This window comes from Agrobacterium sp. 10T429 (assembly GCF_056393925.1).
The window spans coordinates 126,856-146,578 of record NZ_JBFTGV010000012.1; the positions used below are offsets into that span (position 1 = coordinate 126,856).

16 protein-coding genes are annotated in these 19,723 nt (G+C 58.7%); 3 read left to right on the plus strand and 13 right to left on the minus strand.

The genetic code is table 11. The features are described from left to right. The first annotated feature begins 18 nt into the window (after positions 1–18). Both AC1DCP_RS22795 and AC1DCP_RS22800 read left to right on the plus strand, forming a co-directional pair. On the plus strand, positions 19–1,125 hold the full coding sequence (locus AC1DCP_RS22795; RefSeq protein WP_112153448.1) for an HlyD family secretion protein: 1,107 nt from the start codon (positions 19–21) through the stop codon (positions 1,123–1,125). Further along, on the plus strand, positions 1,115–2,137 hold the full coding sequence (locus AC1DCP_RS22800; RefSeq protein ID WP_112153447.1) for a DUF2955 domain-containing protein: 1,023 nt from the start codon (positions 1,115–1,117) through the stop codon (positions 2,135–2,137). Before AC1DCP_RS22795 ends, AC1DCP_RS22800 begins: the two co-directional genes overlap by 11 nt. A gap of 173 nt (positions 2,138–2,310) precedes the next feature. On the opposite strand, the gene AC1DCP_RS22805 is transcribed toward AC1DCP_RS22800, so the two are convergent. Beyond that, on the minus strand, positions 2,311–4,116 hold the full coding sequence (locus tag AC1DCP_RS22805) for an adenylate cyclase (protein WP_112153446.1): 1,806 nt from the start codon (positions 4,114–4,116) through the stop codon (positions 2,311–2,313). Positions 4,117–4,814: 698 nt separating this feature from the next. Next, positions 4,815–5,729, minus strand: a complete 915-nt coding sequence (locus AC1DCP_RS22810; protein ID WP_476774651.1) for an AraC family transcriptional regulator — start codon at positions 5,727–5,729, stop codon at positions 4,815–4,817. Positions 5,730–5,885: 156 nt separating this feature from the next. Between AC1DCP_RS22810 and AC1DCP_RS22815 the strand changes: the two genes are divergently transcribed. After that, entirely contained in the window at positions 5,886–6,272 is a 387-nt protein-coding gene (locus AC1DCP_RS22815; RefSeq protein WP_025591684.1) for a limonene-1,2-epoxide hydrolase, read from the plus strand. Positions 6,273–6,418: 146 nt separating this feature from the next. Here the strand turns inward: AC1DCP_RS22815 and eutC are convergent, their stop codons facing one another. From eutC to AC1DCP_RS22870, 11 genes are all read right to left on the minus strand, one after another. Further along, positions 6,419–7,225: an ethanolamine ammonia-lyase subunit EutC gene (gene eutC / locus AC1DCP_RS22820; RefSeq protein ID WP_003516961.1), complete on the minus strand. Its 807-nt coding sequence runs from the start codon at positions 7,223–7,225 to the stop codon at positions 6,419–6,421. Between the two features lies 1 nt (position 7,226). Continuing rightward, positions 7,227–8,618 carry an ethanolamine ammonia-lyase subunit EutB gene (locus tag AC1DCP_RS22825; protein WP_013637566.1) on the minus strand — a complete coding sequence of 464 codons (1,392 nt, stop codon included), beginning with the start codon at positions 8,616–8,618 and terminating at the stop codon, positions 7,227–7,229. 9 nt (positions 8,619–8,627) lie between these two features. After that, entirely contained in the window at positions 8,628–9,416 is a 789-nt protein-coding gene (gene hisN, locus AC1DCP_RS22830; RefSeq protein WP_065687655.1) for a histidinol-phosphatase, read from the minus strand. Continuing rightward, the gene (locus AC1DCP_RS22835) at positions 9,416–10,351 is read right to left on the minus strand and encodes a choline/ethanolamine kinase family protein (RefSeq protein ID WP_035200787.1); all 936 of its coding nucleotides are present in this window, start codon (positions 10,349–10,351) and stop codon (positions 9,416–9,418) included. Before AC1DCP_RS22835 ends, hisN begins: the two co-directional genes overlap by 1 nt. Positions 10,352–10,398: 47 nt before the next feature. Further along, entirely contained in the window at positions 10,399–11,364 is a 966-nt protein-coding gene (locus tag AC1DCP_RS22840) for a phosphotransferase (RefSeq protein WP_035200785.1), read from the minus strand. Further along, on the minus strand, positions 11,361–12,650 hold the full coding sequence (locus AC1DCP_RS22845; protein ID WP_019565881.1) for a Zn-dependent hydrolase: 1,290 nt from the start codon (positions 12,648–12,650) through the stop codon (positions 11,361–11,363). The genes AC1DCP_RS22840 and AC1DCP_RS22845 overlap by 4 nt, the downstream gene beginning before the upstream one ends. Next, complete coding sequence (locus AC1DCP_RS22850) at positions 12,643–13,404, minus strand: DeoR/GlpR family DNA-binding transcription regulator (RefSeq protein ID WP_013637571.1); 762 nt, start codon at positions 13,402–13,404, stop codon at positions 12,643–12,645. Before AC1DCP_RS22850 ends, AC1DCP_RS22845 begins: the two co-directional genes overlap by 8 nt. Before the next feature lie 58 nt (positions 13,405–13,462). Next, the gene (locus tag AC1DCP_RS22855) at positions 13,463–15,298 is read right to left on the minus strand and encodes a dipeptide ABC transporter ATP-binding protein (protein ID WP_111802240.1); all 1,836 of its coding nucleotides are present in this window, start codon (positions 15,296–15,298) and stop codon (positions 13,463–13,465) included. Further along, entirely contained in the window at positions 15,298–16,215 is a 918-nt protein-coding gene (locus AC1DCP_RS22860; protein ID WP_035200782.1) for an ABC transporter permease, read from the minus strand. Before AC1DCP_RS22860 ends, AC1DCP_RS22855 begins: the two co-directional genes overlap by 1 nt. Beyond that, a complete protein-coding gene (locus tag AC1DCP_RS22865) occupies positions 16,215–17,195 on the minus strand; it encodes an ABC transporter permease (protein ID WP_035200780.1) in 981 nt (326 codons plus the stop codon). Before AC1DCP_RS22865 ends, AC1DCP_RS22860 begins: the two co-directional genes overlap by 1 nt. A 71-nt stretch (positions 17,196–17,266) precedes the next feature. Continuing rightward, a complete protein-coding gene (locus AC1DCP_RS22870) occupies positions 17,267–18,850 on the minus strand; it encodes an ABC transporter substrate-binding protein (protein ID WP_025591696.1) in 1,584 nt (527 codons plus the stop codon). Between the last annotated feature and the right edge of the window lie 873 nt (positions 18,851–19,723).

The window sequence follows — 19,723 nt, forward strand, 5'->3', positions numbered from 1 at the left end:
CTTCGAAGGAACGAGATCGTGGCTTCCGAGATATCACACGAGCCTGTAGCTACCCCGCCACCCCGCAATCCCCTGCGGAGGATCGCTTTCGCTGTCGTTTGTCTGGCGCTGGTCCTGTTCGTGCTGTCAGTCTTCATGGAGCGGCGGACACCATCAACATCTCAAGCGCAGGTCCAGGCGTATGTCGTTGGCATAGCGCCTGAAGTCACAGGTCGCGTCGTGGAAGTGGGCGTTAACGACAATACGCGGGTGGAGGCCGACCAGATCCTGTTCCGAATTGATCCCCAGCGCTACCAACTCGCCGTGAACGAGGCGGAGGCCGGTCTGGCCAGTGTCGGACAGTCAATCGGCGCATCGACCGCTGCGGTGGATGCCGCCCAAGCAAAGCTTGTCCAGATCCGTGCCGACAGGGACAACCTTCGCGACCAATATGCCAGGGCCTCCGAACTCCTCAAAAACGGCGTGTTTTCAAAAGCCCGTTTCGACGCCGCCAAATCTGCCTTCGATCAGGCAGAGGCCTCGGTTTCCGGTGCGCAGGCTGATCTCACCAAGGCCCGCGAGCAGCTCGGCCCTTCCGGAAACGACAATCCGCAACTGCGCGCAGCTCTTGCTGGATTGGAGAAGGCCAGGCTGGACCTGATGCATACCACAGTGCGGGCGCCTTCGTCCGGGGTCGTGACAAACCTTCAGCTCACCAGTGGCAAGGTCTTGCCAGCCGGCCAACCGGCCATGACCTTTATCGATGTGGGCACCATCTGGATCAATGCCGCGTTCAAGGAGAACAGCCTCGAAAATGTCGTCGTCGGCAACAGGGCGGAAATCCTTTTTGATGCCCTTCCAGGCCGACTGTTCCCTGCCACGGTAGAAAGCGTCGGCTTCGGTGTCTCGCAAGGGAGCACGGATCCGAGCACCGGGTTGCCAACCATGCGCAGTGACAGCGGCTGGGTCAAGGAAGCGCAGCGGTTTCCGGTCCGTCTCAATATCGATGAAGCTCAAAGACCCAAGGGCGGCGTGCGCTACGGTTCGCAGGCGACCGTCATCATCTATACCGGTAACAATCCGGTCGCCAATGCTTGGGGATCACTCTGGATCCGTATCATGTCGGTGCTCACCTATGTCAACTGACAGCACCGCCGCCGAGCAGAAACGAAAAGGATTGCGGGTCACTCTTGCGGTTTCGATCGGCTTTGTGCTGGCGGTGTATTGGGGGGCCTTTGTTCCGTTCCTCGGGCCGCTTTTCGCCGCGCAATTTCTGCTGGGAAGCTCTCGACCGATGCCGCTTGCCAAGACACTTGGCGCGGCGCTCGTCATTCTGGTCGCGGGAATGGCGATGATGATCTTGACCAGCAGCCTCGGCAATCGTCCTGTTCCCTTTCTCCTGCTTCTGGGGCTAACCTATTTCCTGTGTTTTGCCTTACAGACGTCGGGAAAGGGCGGGCCTGCGGTCTTTCTGGTGTTGGTGGTCGCGATCATCGTTCCGCTGCTCGGTATTTTGAACGATGAGTTGGCCAATTCCATCCTCTCGATTCTTGTTGGTGGCGTGTTGTCGGGCACGCTTTTGACGTGGCTCGCCCATGCGATCTTTCCCGAACCGGTAGTTCTGGACGGAAGTGCCGCGCCATCCTTCGACCATCCGCCGGCTCTGCTGAGAGCATTGGCAAATACGCTGATCCTGCTGGCATCTGTCGTGATCTGCCTGACGAGCGACAATCTGACGGCCGCGGCGGTCATTCCGATCACCGTTGCATCCTTACTCGGCCAGCTCGACGTCGCCGCAAGCACGCGGGCAGCTGTTGGGCTTATAATGGTCAATCTATTCGGCGGCGTCCTCGCATCTTTAGCTTATGCGATCCTCACGCTTCGCCCCAACCTGTTCTCGATCTTTCTGATTGTCCTTGTCGTTGCCCTCTTTCTGGGAGGTCGGGCAGCAGCTCCTACCAGGGAGGCGCCGATGTTTGCCGGTGCTCTGACGATTTTCCTTATCCTGTTCGGGCTCGGTGTGTCGCCCCTGCCTGGCAGTGCTGCGGAGAGCTTCGCCACCCGCATTGTCTATATCGCGTTAGCTTTGACCTACACTCTGTTGCTCGCCACCATTCTGTGGCCCAGAAGGCCGCACCTGAGAAGGATAAACCCATGAAAACGCAGCTCGTCTGATTTCTACAGCGGTGCGTGGATCTGGAAGTATCCGCGTAAGATGTGGGCGTTCGAAAAGGCCTGAAGGAAAGAGATATTGGCGTCACCTTTCCTACCTGCCCGTTTGGTACGTCGCAGCGGGCGGCATTTCGGTTTTCAGCGTATTAAGCCTCTGCGCTAGCGCGGCTGCAAATCCGAAGCACTGATGGTTATCGCGGCGGGTTCTTTAATCTTGGGAGGCAGCATTCCGGCTTTGCGAAGTCCCTCTACCAGTCGGTCACGATCACCTGGCTGTACGTTCCGCATCGCCAGTTCTTCAACGACGTTTGGCAGGAAGTCCGGGCGCATTCGAACGAAAATCTCTGCCTCGTGCCGGGCTTGATCCATCATTCCGGCATCTGCGTATATGACCGCCGCAACCGCATGAAACAGCGGAAATTTTTGCATATCAGCCTTGGTGATCTCGCGGACGGCGGTTGAATTGTCGTGGAGCATGTAGGCTGCAAGAGCGCGTGTGCCGTTATAATAGCCGCTGCCGCCTGGGTTGAGTGCGATAGCCTGATCAAGTAGGTTGGCTCCCCGTTGCCACTGGCCGCCAAGGGCTAGTCTGGTGCCGAACTCGCCCATCAACTCGGTGTCGTTGGGGTTGGTAGCGAGGGCCACTTCGCCTACTCGCATCGCCTCGGTAAGCTCCCGGTTGAAAAACAGGGCCATCATCAACGCCTGAAGCCCTCGCGTGTTGCTCGCATCAAGCTGGGTCGACCGCCGCGCCGCGCGAAGCGCCCGCTGCAATGGTGTTTCCGGACCTTGGCCCCTATTGAATTTGAAGCGGTCTTCATCGAGATAGATGATTGATAGCATCGCCCAGGCAGTGGAAAAGGTCGGATACCGCGCAACGGATGTTTCCAGGCATTCGCGAACGTGTGCATGCTCTTCGGGGCTGAGCTCGCTACGATATGCGTAAAAGCGCAGGCTGCATTCGTATGCACCAAGATCCTGCGGTGGAGGATTTGCGGTGTCGGCCTGTGCCATCACACCATATGGCTGCGCAATGGCGGTGGCGACTCTTCTGGCCACGTCCGCCTGTATGGAAAACAGGTCTTTCGATCCGAGATCGTTGTCATAATCCCGGGACCAGACTATTTCGCCATCGTCGGTGTCCAGAAGACGGGCTGTCACGCGCAGGCTGTTTCCAGCAGTTCGCACACCCCCTGTCAGAAGATAACGGGCGCCCAGCTCCTCCCTAACTTTGGATACATCGACGTCCGACGGCAGCGCTTTGGACGTCTCGCGACCAAAGACCTTGATCTCCTTGAAGCGGGGCAGGGCAGTCAGAAGCTCCTCCGTAAGCCCGAGGCTGTATAACTGGGCGTTTGGTCCATCGCCCAAATTGGCGAAAGGAGCCACAATTAGGGCGGGTCTGTCGGGAGCCGTGCTTTCGGCTAACTCTTCTGTTGGCGCCAATCTTGAGTGACTTGAGAATTGATAGGCAGACGCAGCCGTAAGCAGGGCGAGGCAAGCAAGCGAAAGCCGCCTCACGCTCCACCATCGGACCATCGGCGATAGCTGTGAGGTCGGAACGGACCCATTATCGACCTTCTTGGAAACGACCGCAGTATTCAATGAGAACACCGGGGCATATCCGCCCTTCGGTATGTCGATCCTGACCGGGTCCTTGTGACCTTCCACCAGATAATAACGTTCTAGCGAACGCCTTAGACGCGCGGCCTCGATCCGCACGACCGGATCGTCCTGCGTGAAGCTTTCATTGCGGCCGAATACCTCAATTGCGATGGAGTAACCCTTGATGCGGGCGGCCCGCCCGGCGATGGCTTCTTCGACAACATATCGCAGAAATGCGGCACTTCGCCCCAAGCCGGGAAACTCCGCGCTCGCGACGATGCGTTCGAGTTGCGACCGGATTTCCTCTATTCCCGGAGGGTCTCGTGCTGCAGTTGAAGCCGTGGACACCGTCGTCTGCATAGCCGCCTCCCGTCCCCCTCGAGATTCATCGCATGCGTGTAGTGTGTTGTGAGCTTACACCCGAGATATGGGCGCGTCCATTGTTCCGTCGAGCCGTCGCCTGTGAAAGCCCGCTGTTTTTGTCTTTATATGCACATAAGGCTAACGCCTTGAGCAAACGTTTCGTTAGTTGCGGTGCCCGACGATTGCACCCGATCAGGCATTTAAGATCGAGAGCGAGCTGGTTGCCATGTTCTTGGCGTCCCAACAGCATGTCCCCGGTGGTGCTACATTTCCATCATCTATGCCGACTGATACGTCCGCTTTCCGTGGACGGCAACGCCGTAGTTTCGACTGCAACAGAGTTGACTCTGGCAACTGGGCAAAGCGCCTGCATTCCAGTCGTGAATTGCGAGGCGCTATGGCCGGCTGCTAGTCTGGCCTCCTGCAATCTGAGATGCTTGTGGTACTGACTAGGACTGAACGCTGTTATCGCCAGAAAATGGCGATGCAGGCTTGCGCGGCTCATGCCGCTGGCATCGCGATCTTCGAGATGGTCGATGCGGTGTTCGTGCCTCTTTTCCGGTACTTCGGTTTCATCGACCCAGCCATAACGCAGACGATATCTCAGGGTCTCCCGCGCGTCACGCGATGGCGCGAGGCTTTGGCTCTACGAGCGAGTGTCGTCGCAGCGGTCAGTCAGGACTACGGTCAGCGGTTCAAGCAACCTCTGGCCGCGCACCGGGTGCTTTTGGCGGATTGATGCCCCCCAGGCCAGCCTTTGCTCGCTTGGTGTCTTGACCCGGGGGCGCTCCGAAGAGGCGCTTGTACTCACGGCTGAACTGCGAGGCGCTCTCATAGCCGACGGCGAACGCAACTTCGGCTGCACCTGCCTGGTTCGCGATCATGCGTCGGCGGGCCTCGTGGAGCCGGATATATTTCTGATACTGAAGCGGACTGACGGCGGCGACGGCTTTGAAGCGATCGTAAAAGACGGATACACTCATGCCGGCAAGTGCCGCGACCGCCTTGAAATCGAGACGCTCGGCGTAGTGGTCGCGTATCCAGGCCATGGCCTTTCGGATGTGCATCAGCCGCGAGTCGGCCCCGGCAATCTGACGCAGCAGGCCGCCATGCGGCCCCATCAGCAGCCGAAACATCAGCTCATGCTCCAGAGACTGAGCCATGACCGGGATTTCGGATGGGCGATCGAGCAGTTCTACCAATCTCCCCCAAGCACCGAGAAGCGACGCACTCGCGGTGCTGACGCCGTATCCCGATTCCATCGGCAACTCCGGCATCGCCGCCATCTCAAGGACGAGGTCGGACAGCATAGGCGGGTCTAGATATAAACCGATTGCGACAAACGGTCTGTCTGGCGACGCTTCGCAAACTTGGCCCAAGGCGGCAATCTCGGCTGCGACGATCATGCTTTGGCCGGGTCCGTATTCAAACATCTTATCGCCGATAAACATGCGCTGCGTACCCTGGATCACCAGGGACGCCGCAGGATCGTAGATCAGCGGATCCACCTCGGTCGTATGGTCGAGAGTATACGCGAACAGTCGCGGCAATTTAAGACTGGGACGGCCAGCATGGCGCATGGCGATGGCGCGTATTTTGAGTTCGCTCATGGAGTCACCCTAAGTCGATTGCCCAGTTCTATCAAGTATTCCGGAAGATCAGGCAAGAGTGACGGAAGTTTCGGCATCGTGGCATTGGGGTCGAAATCCTACTATCGCGGCAAGACAGAGGCCAACGGGGCTTCTGATGGCCCAGGAGAAACTGCCATGCCCACCCCAATCGAAACCGTTTCGGCTTTTTGCGCCACGTTCGTTGAAGACGGCGGAAGGCCAGCCGTGCGCCGCTGGTTCACACCCGCCACGCGCTGGGTCAATGAGGGCGTGTCGGTCACGACGGGCGCCGACGAGGCCATTGCGATGATCGACGGACTGGAGACATCGCTGGGAATCTCGACAGTCCATATCGATATGCTCGCGATTGCCGCCGATGGATCCCGCGTTCTCACCGAAAGGCTTGACCGGTTCGAGCGCGCCGACGGCAGTGAAATCGGGCGCGTGATGATCATGGGAATTTTCGAGCTTGAAGGCGACAAGATTGTCGAATGGCGGGACTATTTCGACGTAACCGCCGTCCAGAAGTTCTCTGCCGGCTAGCACGGCAGCTTGCGAACGATGATGTTGAGTGCAGGGACTATTGTCTCCGCACTCAACACAAGGCAGTCGACTGGACTTTCGACGACAGGCCGCAATCCTTCCAAAGCAGATGGGCCACGTCCCGAAGGCTTCGCACCGCGAAGACTTCAAATTGTCAGTAGGTCTTTAGCTGGAAGCGAATTGTCATGTCTTTCGAGAAACTCCACCATGGCAGCCTTGAGCGCCACGCCACTGACGCGGGTCCTCATCATATCCCTGGTCAGCGTCGCAATGATCTCGGCAGCTTCGCAGACCGGCAGACCACCATCCCTGATATTGGAGACACAATTTCGGCTGGAATCCAGGTTTCCCGACTTGGGACCGTAAGTGATGTAAGCACCGAGGCTGTCGGCAGCTGAAAGTCCCGGACGTTCGCCGACAAGCACGATCGTCAGTTTTGCACCTAATGCCTCACCGGCAGGATCGCCGAGCGCGACGCGCGCCTGGCTCGCCAGCACAATTGGTGCAGCGGTCAGGTTCAGGATAGCGAGCTTCGGAACAAGCGCCTCGATCAACGGCACGGCATTGAGATCGATCGCGTGGGACGACAGGCCGTCCGCGACGATAATTGCGACATCATAGCCATTGATCGTTCTCTCATGTTTCAGCCGTTTTTCGGATTCCGCCGCAAGCCGCCGGCCAAGATCCGGCCGCCGCACATAGGTGCTGCGGTCACTTGCCATGCTATCGACATTGACAGCCGGAAGGCCGAGACGATCGAGCCTGTCTGCCAGCGAGGGCCGGTCGACGCTCGTCCAGACCGCTTCGCGTGCCCGCGCGTGGTCGAGAAGGAAGGCAAGTTGAGCGCGTGTCGGAAGACCCGCGCCATGACGGCCGAGCGAAACACGCGCATCGGTCATATCCTTGATAGTGAGGTTTTTTCCGGCAGCAGTGGGTTCTCGCACCTCTTCCATGTCAGGCTCCGATCAATGCGCTGTTGCGGACATAATTGGAAAGCGCGACAGGCTCGCCGACCAGCGCGCCATCTGGATCGGTCAGGCCGATTTCGAAAAGCCATTTCTCGAACTCTGGTGCGGGTGGCCGTTTCAGCGTCTCGCGGCAATAGACGGCATCGTGATGCGATAACGACTGGTAGTTCAGCATGATATCGTCGGCGCCGGGAACGGTGATGACGAAATTGACATTGGCTGCGCAGAGGAGCGTCAACAGCGTATCCATGTCTTCCTGATCAGCATCGGCATGGTTGGTGTAGCAGACGTCGACGCCCATCGGCAGGCCAAGGAGCTTGCCGCAGAAATGATCCTCGATGCCGGCACGGATGATCTGCTTGCCGTTGAACAAGTATTCCGGCCCGATGAAACCGACGACCGTATTGACGAGCAGCGGATCGAACTCGCGCGCCACGGCATAGGCACGTGCCTCCATCGTCTGCTGGTCGACGCCGAAATGCGCATCGGCCGAAAGCGCCGCGCCCTGCCCAGTCTCGAAATACATGACGTTTGCGCCCGGCATGCCACGACCAAGCGACCGCCCCGCCTCATGTGCCTCCTTCAGAAGCGCCAGATCGATGCCGAAGCCGCGATTGGCCTTTTCCGATCCCGCCACCGACTGGAAGACGAGATCGACCGGCGCACCCCGTTCGATTGCCTGGATCGCCGTCGTTACATGGCCAAGGCAACAGGTCTGTGTCGGGATCGCAAGCTTTTCCCGCAATTCGTCGAGCAAGGAAACGATGCGGATATAGTCATCCGTCGCATCGGTCGCGGGATTGACGCCAATCACGGCATCTCCCGACCCCATCAGCAGCCCGTCGATGGCAGACGCTATGATACCGCGGCTGTCATCGGTCGGGTGGTTGGGCTGGTTGCGGGTGGAAAGCCGCCCGGCGAGCCCGATCGTGTTGCGGAATCGCGTCACGACACGTCGCTTGGCAGAAACAGCTATCATGTCCTGAAGGCGCATGATCTTCGAAACGGCCGCGACCATTTCCGGCGTCAGTCCGAAGGTCACCGCCTCCAGCCGCTCATGCGACGTCTCGGGCTTGAGCAGCCATTCGCGCAATTCACCGACAGTAAGCGAGGAAACTGCGGAAAAGGCTGCCGGATCGTGCCGTTGCGCGATCAGTCGGGAAACCTCGTCATCCTCCGACGAAATGAGCTCCTCGCGGAGAAATGCTTTCAAGGGGAGATCGGCCAGCGCCATCTGGGCTGCCAAGCGCTCGACCGGGCCTTGCGCCGCAATGCCGGCCAGCTGGTCGCCGGAGCGCTCCGGGGTTGCTTTCGCCAGCAGCATTTTCAGGTCATCAAAGCGGAAGACAGTCTGCTCGATTGTCGTTGTATAGGGCATTTGTTCACGTCACCGGTTGAGGAGGGCCAGGGCTTCGTCATGAAGTCTCGGGGTGGCCGACGCCAGAACCCGTCCGTCGGAATGGATCGAAAGCGCATTTCCCCGCCAGTCCGTAATGCATCCGCCGGCACCCGTCACAACGGGCACGAGAGCCATGTAGTCGTAAGGTTGAAGTCCCGTCTCGAGAGCGATGTCGCAATGGCCGGAAGCGATCAGACCATAGATGTAGCAGTCTCCACCGAAACGCCGCAGCCTGGCTTTGCGGGAGAGACGCTCGAAGCTTTCAGCTTCGCTGTCCACGAACATATCCGGCGAAGTCGTATAAAAACGGGCGCTTGAGATGTTCTCGCAGCCGCTGGCGTGGGCCGGCTTGCCAGCAAAGAGTGTCTCTCCCGGCCGGCCCTGCCAGCGTTCGCCGGTGGCCGGAATATCGATCAGACCACAGAATGGCTTTTCCTGAAATGTCAGTGAGACAAGCGTACCAAACAGCGGGAAACCGGTGATGAAGCTCTTGGTGCCGTCGATCGGGTCCAGCACCCATGTAAAGGCGTTACCTGCCTTTACGCCAAACTCCTCACCATGGATGCCGTGATCGGGAAAACGCGCCTCGATCATCTCGCGGAGATGTTTTTCGATCGTCCGGTCGGCGATTGTCACCGGGCTATCGTCGAGTTTTGAGATAACGTCGAGCGGGGTTCGGAAATAGGAGAGCGCCAGCGGACGCGCGGCGTCGGCAAGTTCCGCGGCGAAGGTGATATAGGTCGCAGCTTCTTGCGGGCTGATATCGGTGACTGGCATCAAAGGGCTTTCAGGAACAGGGGCCAACGGGGGTCGTGGATGATCGAGCGGGCGCGCATATGCTTCCAGATTCCGTACTTGTAAAAGTCGAAATCGAGGGTCGATATCCGGTTTTGTACCATCGCCCAGGTGCTCCACTTGATGTCGGCGAGTGCCTTGTGGACGATGAAGCGAGCGTGATGCGCCTTGTCGTAACGACCGAAATACTCCTCGATTATCTCGCAGTCGGTCGCCTCGGAATAGAACATCTCGCCACTCCAGATCGCGAGATCGTAGAGCCTCTCATTGTTCGACGCATATTCGAAATCGATCAGCTTGATCGACTTGTCGTCACCGATCAGGAAATTGCCCGGCATCGGGTCGTTGAAACAGGGAACCAGATCGAGCCCGGATGCCTCAAGCGCGGCGCGCGCCTGTCTGTAGTTGCGCAAGAGCCAGTCGTGGTCGAGCGGCCAGTGGCCGTCAAGCTGGCGCACTTGGTCGAAATGTTCCTCGATCATGTCGAAGACGGTTTTTGTCAGCGGCAGGGCAGGAGCATCGTGAAACTGCCGGTAGACGCGCACCGCTTCGTTGCGGATCGCCGGGTCTGCAAAATCCCTATGTGTCGAGGCGCGGCGACCGTCGATGAACTCGGCGATTTCGATGTCGAGGTGATCGAGATAGTCGAATGTCTTCGGGCCGATTCCGATCACTTCCGCCTGCTTGCTGGCGGCAGCGGCGGCCTTGCGATCGATGAACATCTCGGTGCCGCGGCCGGGAATCTTTAGAAAATAGCCACGCTCTTCACCTTCGACCTCGATGCGGAAATTGGTGTTGCTGATTCCGCCGGAAACCGGACTGTAGCGCAGCCGCCGTCCTTCCCAAGGTGGTACCTGGATGATTGCAGCCTCAACTGCCCGTTCGGCATCGGATCGTGCCATTCCCAGTTCATTCATAGGCTTGTTCCCGTTATTGTTTCTAGCCCGTTATCGTTCTCGTATGCCTAGAGCGCTCTCAGCCTGGCCTCGAAATCCGGCTGGCCGAGCAGCATTCGGCAACGCAGGAACCGCCAGCCGGCATATTTCAGGAATTCGACACCCCGCGGCGGCGAACGAAGCTCCAGTACGAGGCTGCGCAACGCCCAGTAGAGGTCGTCTGCCGCCGCATAGACACGGCAGCGGTTGAAGTTTCTTTCGCTGAAACCTCCATCGTGCATTTCCAACAACGGCCTCATCTGGCTTTCGAACTGGTAGAGTTCGTTCATCTGAACGCCGAGCTGGTAGTATGGGTCGATGTCGGCAGCCATGTCGAAGTCCACGAGCTGCATTTTCCCGTCTGGGCCCAGCATGACATTCGAAGCCTGCGGATCACCATGGGCCGGTTTCAGGTCCACGCCGGCCGCTGAAACTGCCTCGCGGATCGGCGTCATCCAGGAGAGCATCCATTCGACATCGCCGGGCAGGCTGGTGGCATCGGCACTCACGATCGCCCAGAGCTGATCGATGCCGTCGAAGACTGACCATGTTCGGCCAGTGGAAACACTCCCTGCGATCGTCGTCTGCATCTCGATCAGGCGGGCAACAGTTTGCGGCTTCATCAGATCGTCGATCCTTGCCGCTCGCCAGCCGTCGCCAAGTCGGGCAAACAGCATGCTGGCCGTCCCGGCATCGTAACCAATCGGCTCTGGCGAAAGACCAAGGCTGTGAAAACGGTGTGCCGCAGCATTTGCGGTCTCGGCATCCACGAGATCGGTTACCTCATCGGCACCGAGACGCAGGAAATAACGTGCCTCCCCGTCTGTCGGCGCGACCACGAAACCGCAGGATTCGACGGCATGATAGGACGGCGATGCGACAGCTGCCGTCGCCGGCGCATAGGAAGGGGTGTCGCCAATCACTGCGGAAAAGACTGAAAGCGCCTTCTCCGCGCGGGCTTCCATCGGTGATTGAGGAGAGCCCGATCTCTTCATTCGGCAGCCTCGCTGAGTTCGACAACTTTCAAACCTTCGCAGGCGATCTTGTAAAGCATGTCCGCCACTATCTGCGTGCCAAGGGCCTGGTCTTCAGGCGAGGTATACTCGGTCGGGTGGTGGATGACGCCGTCACGGCTCTGAACCGCCAGAACCACCGCCGGGCAGACATCGGAAACGGCAACGGCATCATGGCCGCCGATCGTATCGAGGTGACGGGCGCTCTGGCCGAGATGCGCCGCAGCACTTTGCGCAAGCGTCACCAGGCCCGGTGCGAACCTTCCCGCCTTGCGGCGGTCGATGGAGCGGACCTCCGAGGTGACGCCGGCTTTCATCGCCGCTTCCTCGATCTTGATCTTCATCTTGCGTTCCGCCTCCGTCAGGACGTCTGGCGATCCCGAGCGCAGCTCGATGAACAGCACGGCTTCGGCCGGCACGACATTGGGTGAATTGGGGAAGACTTCCAGGCGGCCAACCGACGTATGCAGGTCCAGTCCGTGTTCGGTCGATATCTGCTTGAGATCGGCGATCAGATAGGCAGCAGCAAGCAGCGCATCCTTGCGATCTGCCATCGGGGTTGCGCCGGTATGTGCCTGGCGTCCATGGAAGGCGAGGCGATATTTTGTCGCGCCCCAGAACCGCGTGAAGATACCGAACCGCTCCCCGGCGCGGCTGAGCGTCGTGTCACCTTCTATATGCAGCTCGATCAATGCGTCGGGAATTTCCACCTTTTCCTTGCCAGCATAACCGATCTCGTCCAGCGACTGGCGCACCGTAATGCCATCACCGTCGGCCCGTTCGAGCGCCCATTCCAGGTCAATGGCGCCGGTAAACACGCTGCTGCCGAGCAGGCTCGGCTGGAAACGGGCGCCTTCCTCATTGGTCCAGTTGACGATCTGGAAGTTGCAGGCGGACAACCTGCCTTCCGCCTTGAGACGTTCGCTGACGGACAAAACCGCCTCGCAGGCGGCGATGACACCAAGCGCTCCGTCGAACCGGCCGCCGTTCGGCTGGCTGTCGATATGGGAGCCGACCATGACGACGGGCGCATTTGCGCCCGCCAAGGTCATCTTGCCGAACTGGTTGCCGATCGAGTCCACGGCCTGCTCGAAGCCGTTTTCGGCAAACCAGTGCCCCAGCCAGTCGCGCGCCATTCCGTCTTCCCTGGAAAGCGTCAGGCGGGTCATCGAGCCATCGGGGCCGCCGCCAAAAGTGGAGAGGGTCTCCATCAGCATCTGGAGCCGCTCGGCATTGATCGGGACAGGGGAGGAGGAGACGTCAGGCATGTATGATTTCCACTTTGGATTGATTGAATTGATCTGAAAATTCCCGCGCGATGACGCCGCTGGTCACCACCGCGTCGATTTCGCTGAGGCCGAATGTGTGGATGGAGCCGAGGCGCCCAAACTTGGAACTGTCGGCAACAATGATCGAACGTTTTGCCTGGGCCTTGGCGACGCGGCGCAGGATCGCCTCGTCCTCGCCGAAATCCATGAACCCGCGTTCGGCGTGAATGGCGCTGATGGCGATGATCGCGAGATCGAAGAAATGCTCCTTCAGCGCGGCCACGGTCTCATGGCCGTATGTCGCCTGATAATCTGGGCGCATGCGACCGCCAAGAACCCGCACACTTGCCTGCGGCAGATTGAAGAAGTGGGCTGCGACCGCCAGCGAATTGCTGACAACGGTCAAGTCCTTGCGCGTCTCGATATGTTTTAGGCAGGCAATCGTTGTGGTGCCGGTATCGATGAACACCTTCATGCCGTCCTCAACCAGCGACGCTGCGGCCTCGCCGATCTTGGCTTTCTCGCGTGAGCTGACACGCAGTCGGTCGGTAAACGGCTGATCGCTTTCCTGCTGGTCAAGGACCGCGCCGCCATAGACGCGGCGGGCATAACCGCGCATCTCAAGTTCCTTGAGGTCGCGCCGGATCGACTCCTGGCTGACCTGCAGATAATCGGCAAGCTCCCTCACATTGACGCGCTGGGTTTGCTTCAGCATGTCGAGGATAAGCTTGAGGCGATGTTCGGTGAAACTCATGAATGCACCCTGGATTCTAGTGATCGTTGCGGCCCCGTCTGTGGCGCCGCAACCATGGTCAGGCTAAAGCCATTTGACGGGTTGCGTCATCGAGAGCCAATGGCTGGATGAGATGACAGGCGGCGAAATCCTGGCTGCCACGCGCGGTAAGCGCGGGCTGCAGGCTGCCGCATCTCTCCATCGCACGCGGACAGCGCGACTTGAAGCTGCAACCTGGAGGAATATCGATCGGGCTTGGCGGTTCACCTTCCAGAAGGCAGTCTTCCGCCTTGTAGCGGCGTTCTTCAAGTGTCGGCATCGCGCTGAGCAACGCCATTGTATAAGGATGTCCGGGATCGAAGAACAACCGCTCGTTATCAGCCAGTTCGAAGACCTCGCCGAGATACATTACCGCCACACGGTTGCAGACCTTGCGGACCATCGCAAGGTCGTGGGAGATGAAGATGTAAGTGAGGTCGTATTCCTTCTGCAGCTTCTGGAAAAGATCGAGAAGCTTGAACTGTTCTGTCTGGTCCAGGGCAGAAAGCGTTTCGTCCATGATCAGTATTTCAGGCTCCAAAACCAGCGCACGGGCAACATTGATGCGCTGGCGCTGGCCGGCACTCAGGCCGATCGGCAATTCCTCGTAGAGATCGGCGGAGAGGCCGACTTCGCCCATGACCTTGAGCACCCGCTCACGAATTTTGGCACTGTCCTTCCATCCGTGCGTGCGAAGCGGGCCCTCCAGCATCTTCCCGACCGATGTGCGTGGCGGCAGGGAGCCGAACGGATCCTGCAGTACCATTTGCAGCTTCTTGCGGAAGGTCAGAAGGTCTTTGCCACCGAGCATGGCGATATCGTCGGCACCGCATAGAACCTGGCCGGAGCTCGGCAGTTCCAGCCTGCTCAGAAGCCGCATCAGCGTCGACTTGCCACAACCGGATTCACCGACGATCGCGAAACTGTCGCCGCGCCGGACATCGAAGGTGACGTTGCGAACCGCACGCACATGGTTGAAGCCACCGAAGCCGGTCTTCTTCTTTACCCTGTAGACCTGTGAGGCATCGCGCAGGCTCAAGACAACGTCGCGTTTGTCGTTGAGACGCGGCATCTCGGTCTTTTCGATCCAGATCTTCGGCGTCTGTTCGACAAGCTCCTTCGTATAGGCATATGCAGGGGCGGCGATCAGCCTTTCGGTTTCCTGTTCCTCGACGATGCGACCTTTCTCCATCACCAAAATCCGGTTGCAGGCTTCGCGGGCAACGGGAAGGGAGGAGGAGACGAACAGCACAGCGGTATTGAAACCATCTGTCAGTTCCTTCATCAGACGGATGACCTGGGCTGCGACGGTAACGTCGAGCGGCTGGGTGACGTTATCTGCAATCAGCAGCGCCGGGTTCGTTACCAACGCATCAACGATCAGTGCGCGCTGCATCATGCCGCCGGAAAACTGCGAAGGGTAGTCGCTGAAACGGCTGCGGGCCGAGGGAATGCGGACGGCCTCCAGAAGCTCGATCGTGCGCTTTTCCGCCTCTTTCCGCGAGGTTCCTGGAACGACCGCACGCAGCTTCTCGACGATCTGGACGCCGACCGGCAGTGTCGGATCGAGTGCACCCATCGGATTGGCGCCGACATAGGCGACCCGGCGGCGCAGGGTACGCATCTCGTTCTCGGAGATGCCGTAAATATCCTTGCCTTCGAAGAGGACGCTGCCGGAACGCACGGAAAGCGGCGGTTCCAGCCAGTTGACGACTGCCTTGGACAGCACCGTCTTGCCGGCTCCGCTGGCCCCGACCACACCGACGATCTCTCGCGGCGCGAGGCTGAAGGAGATATTGTCCAGAATAATCTTCGCCTTGTCCGAGCGACCGGCATTAACGGTGAGGTTTTGCAGCTCAAGAAGCGGCTTGATCATCACTCGGACCCTCCGTGAATGGTGTTGCGGGCCCGTTCCAGCGAAGCGCCTATGAGATTGATGCTGGTTAAAGTGAGGCCGAGGAAAATGCCGGGCATGGTTGCGATCCACCAGGCGTTCAGAAGATACTTTCGGCCATCGGCAATGATATTGCCGAAGGTCGGGGTCGGCGGCTGGACACCCAGGCCGAGGAAGCCGAGTGTCGATTCAAAGATCATCATGCGCGCCACATCAAGCACCGAGGTGAAGATCACCGGCGGCAGGAGCAGCGGCAGAAGCAGGCTGACGATAATGCGGAAATCGGTCGAGCCCCCAAGTTTGGCAGCGCGCACATATTCCCGTTGCCTTTCCGTCATCACAATGCTGCGCATGATGCGCGCATAGACCGGCCAGCTTGAGAGACCAAGCACCAGGACGATGGCCGGAATTGTCGGGCGCGACACGCCAAGAACGGCGATCGCCAGAATGATCATCGGAATAGATAGCTGCGCATCGGTCAGACGCATGATCAGCGTGTCGATACGACCGCCGAAGTAACCGGCAATCGTGCCGAGGGCACAGCCGATGATGAGTGTCACTGCAACCGATGCAATCCCGATCAGGAAGGAATAACGCAGGCCGACAAGCGACCTCACCAGCATGTCGCGGCCAATCTGATCGGTGCCAAGCGGGTGGCCCCAGCTCCAGTTGTCGCCGAAGAAAAGTGGCGGCAGAAGGCGGGCCTTCACATCCATCTTTGTCGGGTCGACGCCACTGATTTCCGGATAAAGTGCGGCGGCAATCGCAAGCAGCAGGAAGATCGCAAGACCAATGCGAAAACCGGGCGTCGATGCGGCGCGATCGAATATGCGGCGCGCAATCGAGCGGCTTGCCATTTTAGAAATGATCGGGGTGTCGAGTGCGGATGTGATGGACATCAGTATTCAAGCCTCGGATCGATGGTTGTTGCGACGAGATCGACGACAATGTTGATCAGTACAAAAATGGCGCTCGTGACGATCGCGATACCCTGGATCAACGGAAAGTCGCGCTGCAGCACGGCGTTGATGGTCAGAAGGCCGAGCCCGGGATAATCGAAGATATATTCGACGATGATGACCCCGCCGAGCAGGCTGGAGAATTGCACACCGAGCAGGTTGAGAAGCGGCACCGAGGCGTTGCGCAGGGCATGGTTGGAGATGATCCGCGAACGGCTCAGGCCACGTACGCGTCCGACTGCCACATAGGGCTCCATCATCTGGCTGGATACGGAACTGACCAGCGTGCGGATCAGCACCGGAGACAATTCGACCGCCAGCACGATTGCCGGCAGGATTGTGTAGGCAAAACCCTGATAGCCAATGGCAGGAAGCCATCCGAGCTTCACCGAGAAAAGCAATGCCAGAACGATGCCGAGCCAGAAATTCGGCAGCGAGATGAATATCGATGAAATGTAGAAGGCAAGCTTGTCTGGCCATCTGCCGATCGAAAGCCCGCCCGCAATGCCGATGATTGCCGAGAAGATCAGTGCAATCACCAGTGTCACGGCCGCCAGTTGAAGCGTCATTGGAAGTGCATCGAAAATCAGGTCGAAGACCTTTGCTCGTTCGCCGCGAGTTGAGTCGTTGAATGTCGCGCCACCGGTCGAGGCGCCGTTTGCCGGGCGCACGAAGGACTGGCCAAGATCGCCACGAACCACACCGCCCATGTAGCCACCGAATTGCACCAGTATGGGATCGCGAAGGCCCATGTCGGTTGCGATCTTTTCGATCAGTGCTTCGGGCGCCATGCCGCCCGCCATAAGGCGTACCGGGTCACCCGGCACCACCCGCAAGAGGGTAAAGATCAGCAAGGACACAAGGAATATGATGATGGCGCCCTGCATGAGGCGTCGCATCAGGAAGTTCACGGCAAACATTCAGTCACTCCGCTCGAAAAGTCACGGGCAAGTCCACACGCCGCCTGATCGCGGCGTGTGGCTGATCACGGTCAGGCAGCAGGTTTGGCCGCGTCGATCGACCCGTCGGGATAGATGTACATGCCCTCAAAGTCCTTCTGCATTGCGTGGATCATCACGGATGTGAACAGCGAGAGTGCCGGCATCTTGGCGGTGATGAGAGGCATGGTCTCTTCCTGAAGGATCTTCTTGCGCTCTTCCAGCGTCGGTGCCGAACGTTCCTTATCGAGGCTGGCATCGATCTCCTTGTCCTCAATGCCGCAGATGCGGTGCGAGGTGGAATGGAAATGGGTGCGCAGGACCAGATCCGGTTCCGGAGACGCTGTCGACCAGCCGCAATCGACCATATGGCCCGGGCCGCCGCCGGGGCGATGGTACAGTTGCTCGTTCCAGGCCGCAGGTTCAAGCACGGTCAGGCTGACGTTAAATCCCTGCTCCTGCAGCATGGCGGTCAGCATCTCGCCATATTCCTTGGTCTTCGGATAGAAGCCGACGGACGTGATGTATTCAAGTGGCGGCAGGCCCTTGCCGTTTGGGAAACCGGCTTCGGCGAGCAGGGCCTGGGCCTTCTCGGGGTCGAATTTCGGGTAGTTCGCCAGATCGACATAGCCGAATTTGACCGGCGAGACGAAATTCGACGAGGCATGGCCGGCCGAGCCCATCAGTTCCATGATCATGTCGCGATCGATCGAATGGCAGGCGGCAAGACGGATACGCGGATCGTCGAAAGGCGGTTTCGAGCAGCGGAACCACAGATACTTGTTCTCGACCGAAACGACCTTGTTGATGAAAATCGCCGGATTGTCCTTGATCGTGTCAACCTGTTCAGGCTCCAGACGTTCAACGATCGAAGCCTGGCCGTTCATCAGCGACAACATACGGGTGGTGGAGTCGCCTGTGAAAGTGAAGTTGATGCCGGGAATGGCTGGCTTGCCCTTGAAGTAGCCGTCATAGGCTTGCATCACGGTGTCGTTGCCGCGCTGTTCGACGAATTTGAAAGGACCGGTGCCGTTGAGCCGCTGGGAGAGCGGGCCGCCGGGGCCGCCGGCGACATCCTTGGCCGACATGATCGGCAGGAAGGATGCAAGAAAGATGAAGAGATGGGCCGGATAGCCGCCCTTGGATGTGTCGACGATGACGGTGTAATCGTCCGGTGTTTCGATCGTCAGCGTCTCGGTCGGGCCGGGATACCACTGCGCCGGACGATCTGCCCTGGAGCCGTATTCGAAGGTTGCCTTGACGTCTTCCGCCTTGAACGGCTTGCCGTCATGGAAGACGATACCTTCGCGCAGCTTGATCTGTAGCCGGTGCGGGTCAAGCAGCTTGATGTCGGTGGCCAGTTCGTAGACGACCGCGCCGGGATCATCGAGTTTCATCGGCGTGCGGGTAAGAAAGCCCATGACGAAACCTTCGATATTCTTCTGAGAAAGTGTCGTATGAGCGGTCGGGTCCCAGTTGCCGGTAATGTTTTCGGCCGACAGGAACGTCATGGTCTTGCCGGCCTGTGCGAAGGCCGGCGAGATGAAGAAGTCAGGATTGATCTGCATGTAGCCAGCGACGGCGGCTGCGCCCGCGGATCCTTGCAGGAAGCGACGACGACTGAATTCTGAACCCATCGAGTTCCCCTTTTCTATTTTGAATAAACCGTCAAATCAGTCAAAACGGTCAAATCAGTCACAAGCAAACAGCGTGCCAATCTCGATTTCTTGCAAGAATCGCGCTTTTGGTTCGATGCAATTTGTGGGATTTGACCATTTATTGGTCGAATGAGAAAGATTTAAGCGACCAGCCGGATCGCTAAAATTACGGGGTTACTTCTGCCGTTGAATCGGGGGATGCTGAGCCGTTGTCAGGATGTGTCCGAAACGGACAGCGACGATGATTTCAAGCGCCGCCGGATTGAAACTCTCACGAGAGTTCAACTGAATATTTCGTTTGCTCTTTTGATGGCGTGAATACATCAACAGCGGGCAGTACATCCGCCGATCCATTTCGTGTATGCCCGCCCGCATTTTTGCTGCGGCCTCATCTCTCTGCCGCCTCAGTTGATCACTTGATCCTTCATAGTGATTAATGCTGTACGATGGGTGATCGCGGTTATAGTGACGTCGCCGGCACGGGCTGTCGGTTCCGTCGTTTCACGCTGGGCTGGCCTCAGTAAGGAAAATAAGAGCAGGACCAGAAGAAGGTTCTTGCCATGGCAATTGGCCGTCTTTCACCGCCCGAGAAATTTAGGTCATGCTTGCCGACGTCACGGGTAAGGCCGCTCGGTATGGCAACCGTTCGGTCATAAATCGCAGCCTGCATATTGCGTGTTTACGGCTGATATCAGCCGCTATACTGCTCTTTCAATATCCCAATGAATTGCTCGTCCGCGAATGCTTGGCGCTGCCCGTCTCTTCAGGGTAACCGACCCTACCAGGATTAAAGGACGTTTTGCGGCCCCGGTCACAGGCCATCCGCAAAAGGCCAGGCGGATTGTAGGCGTC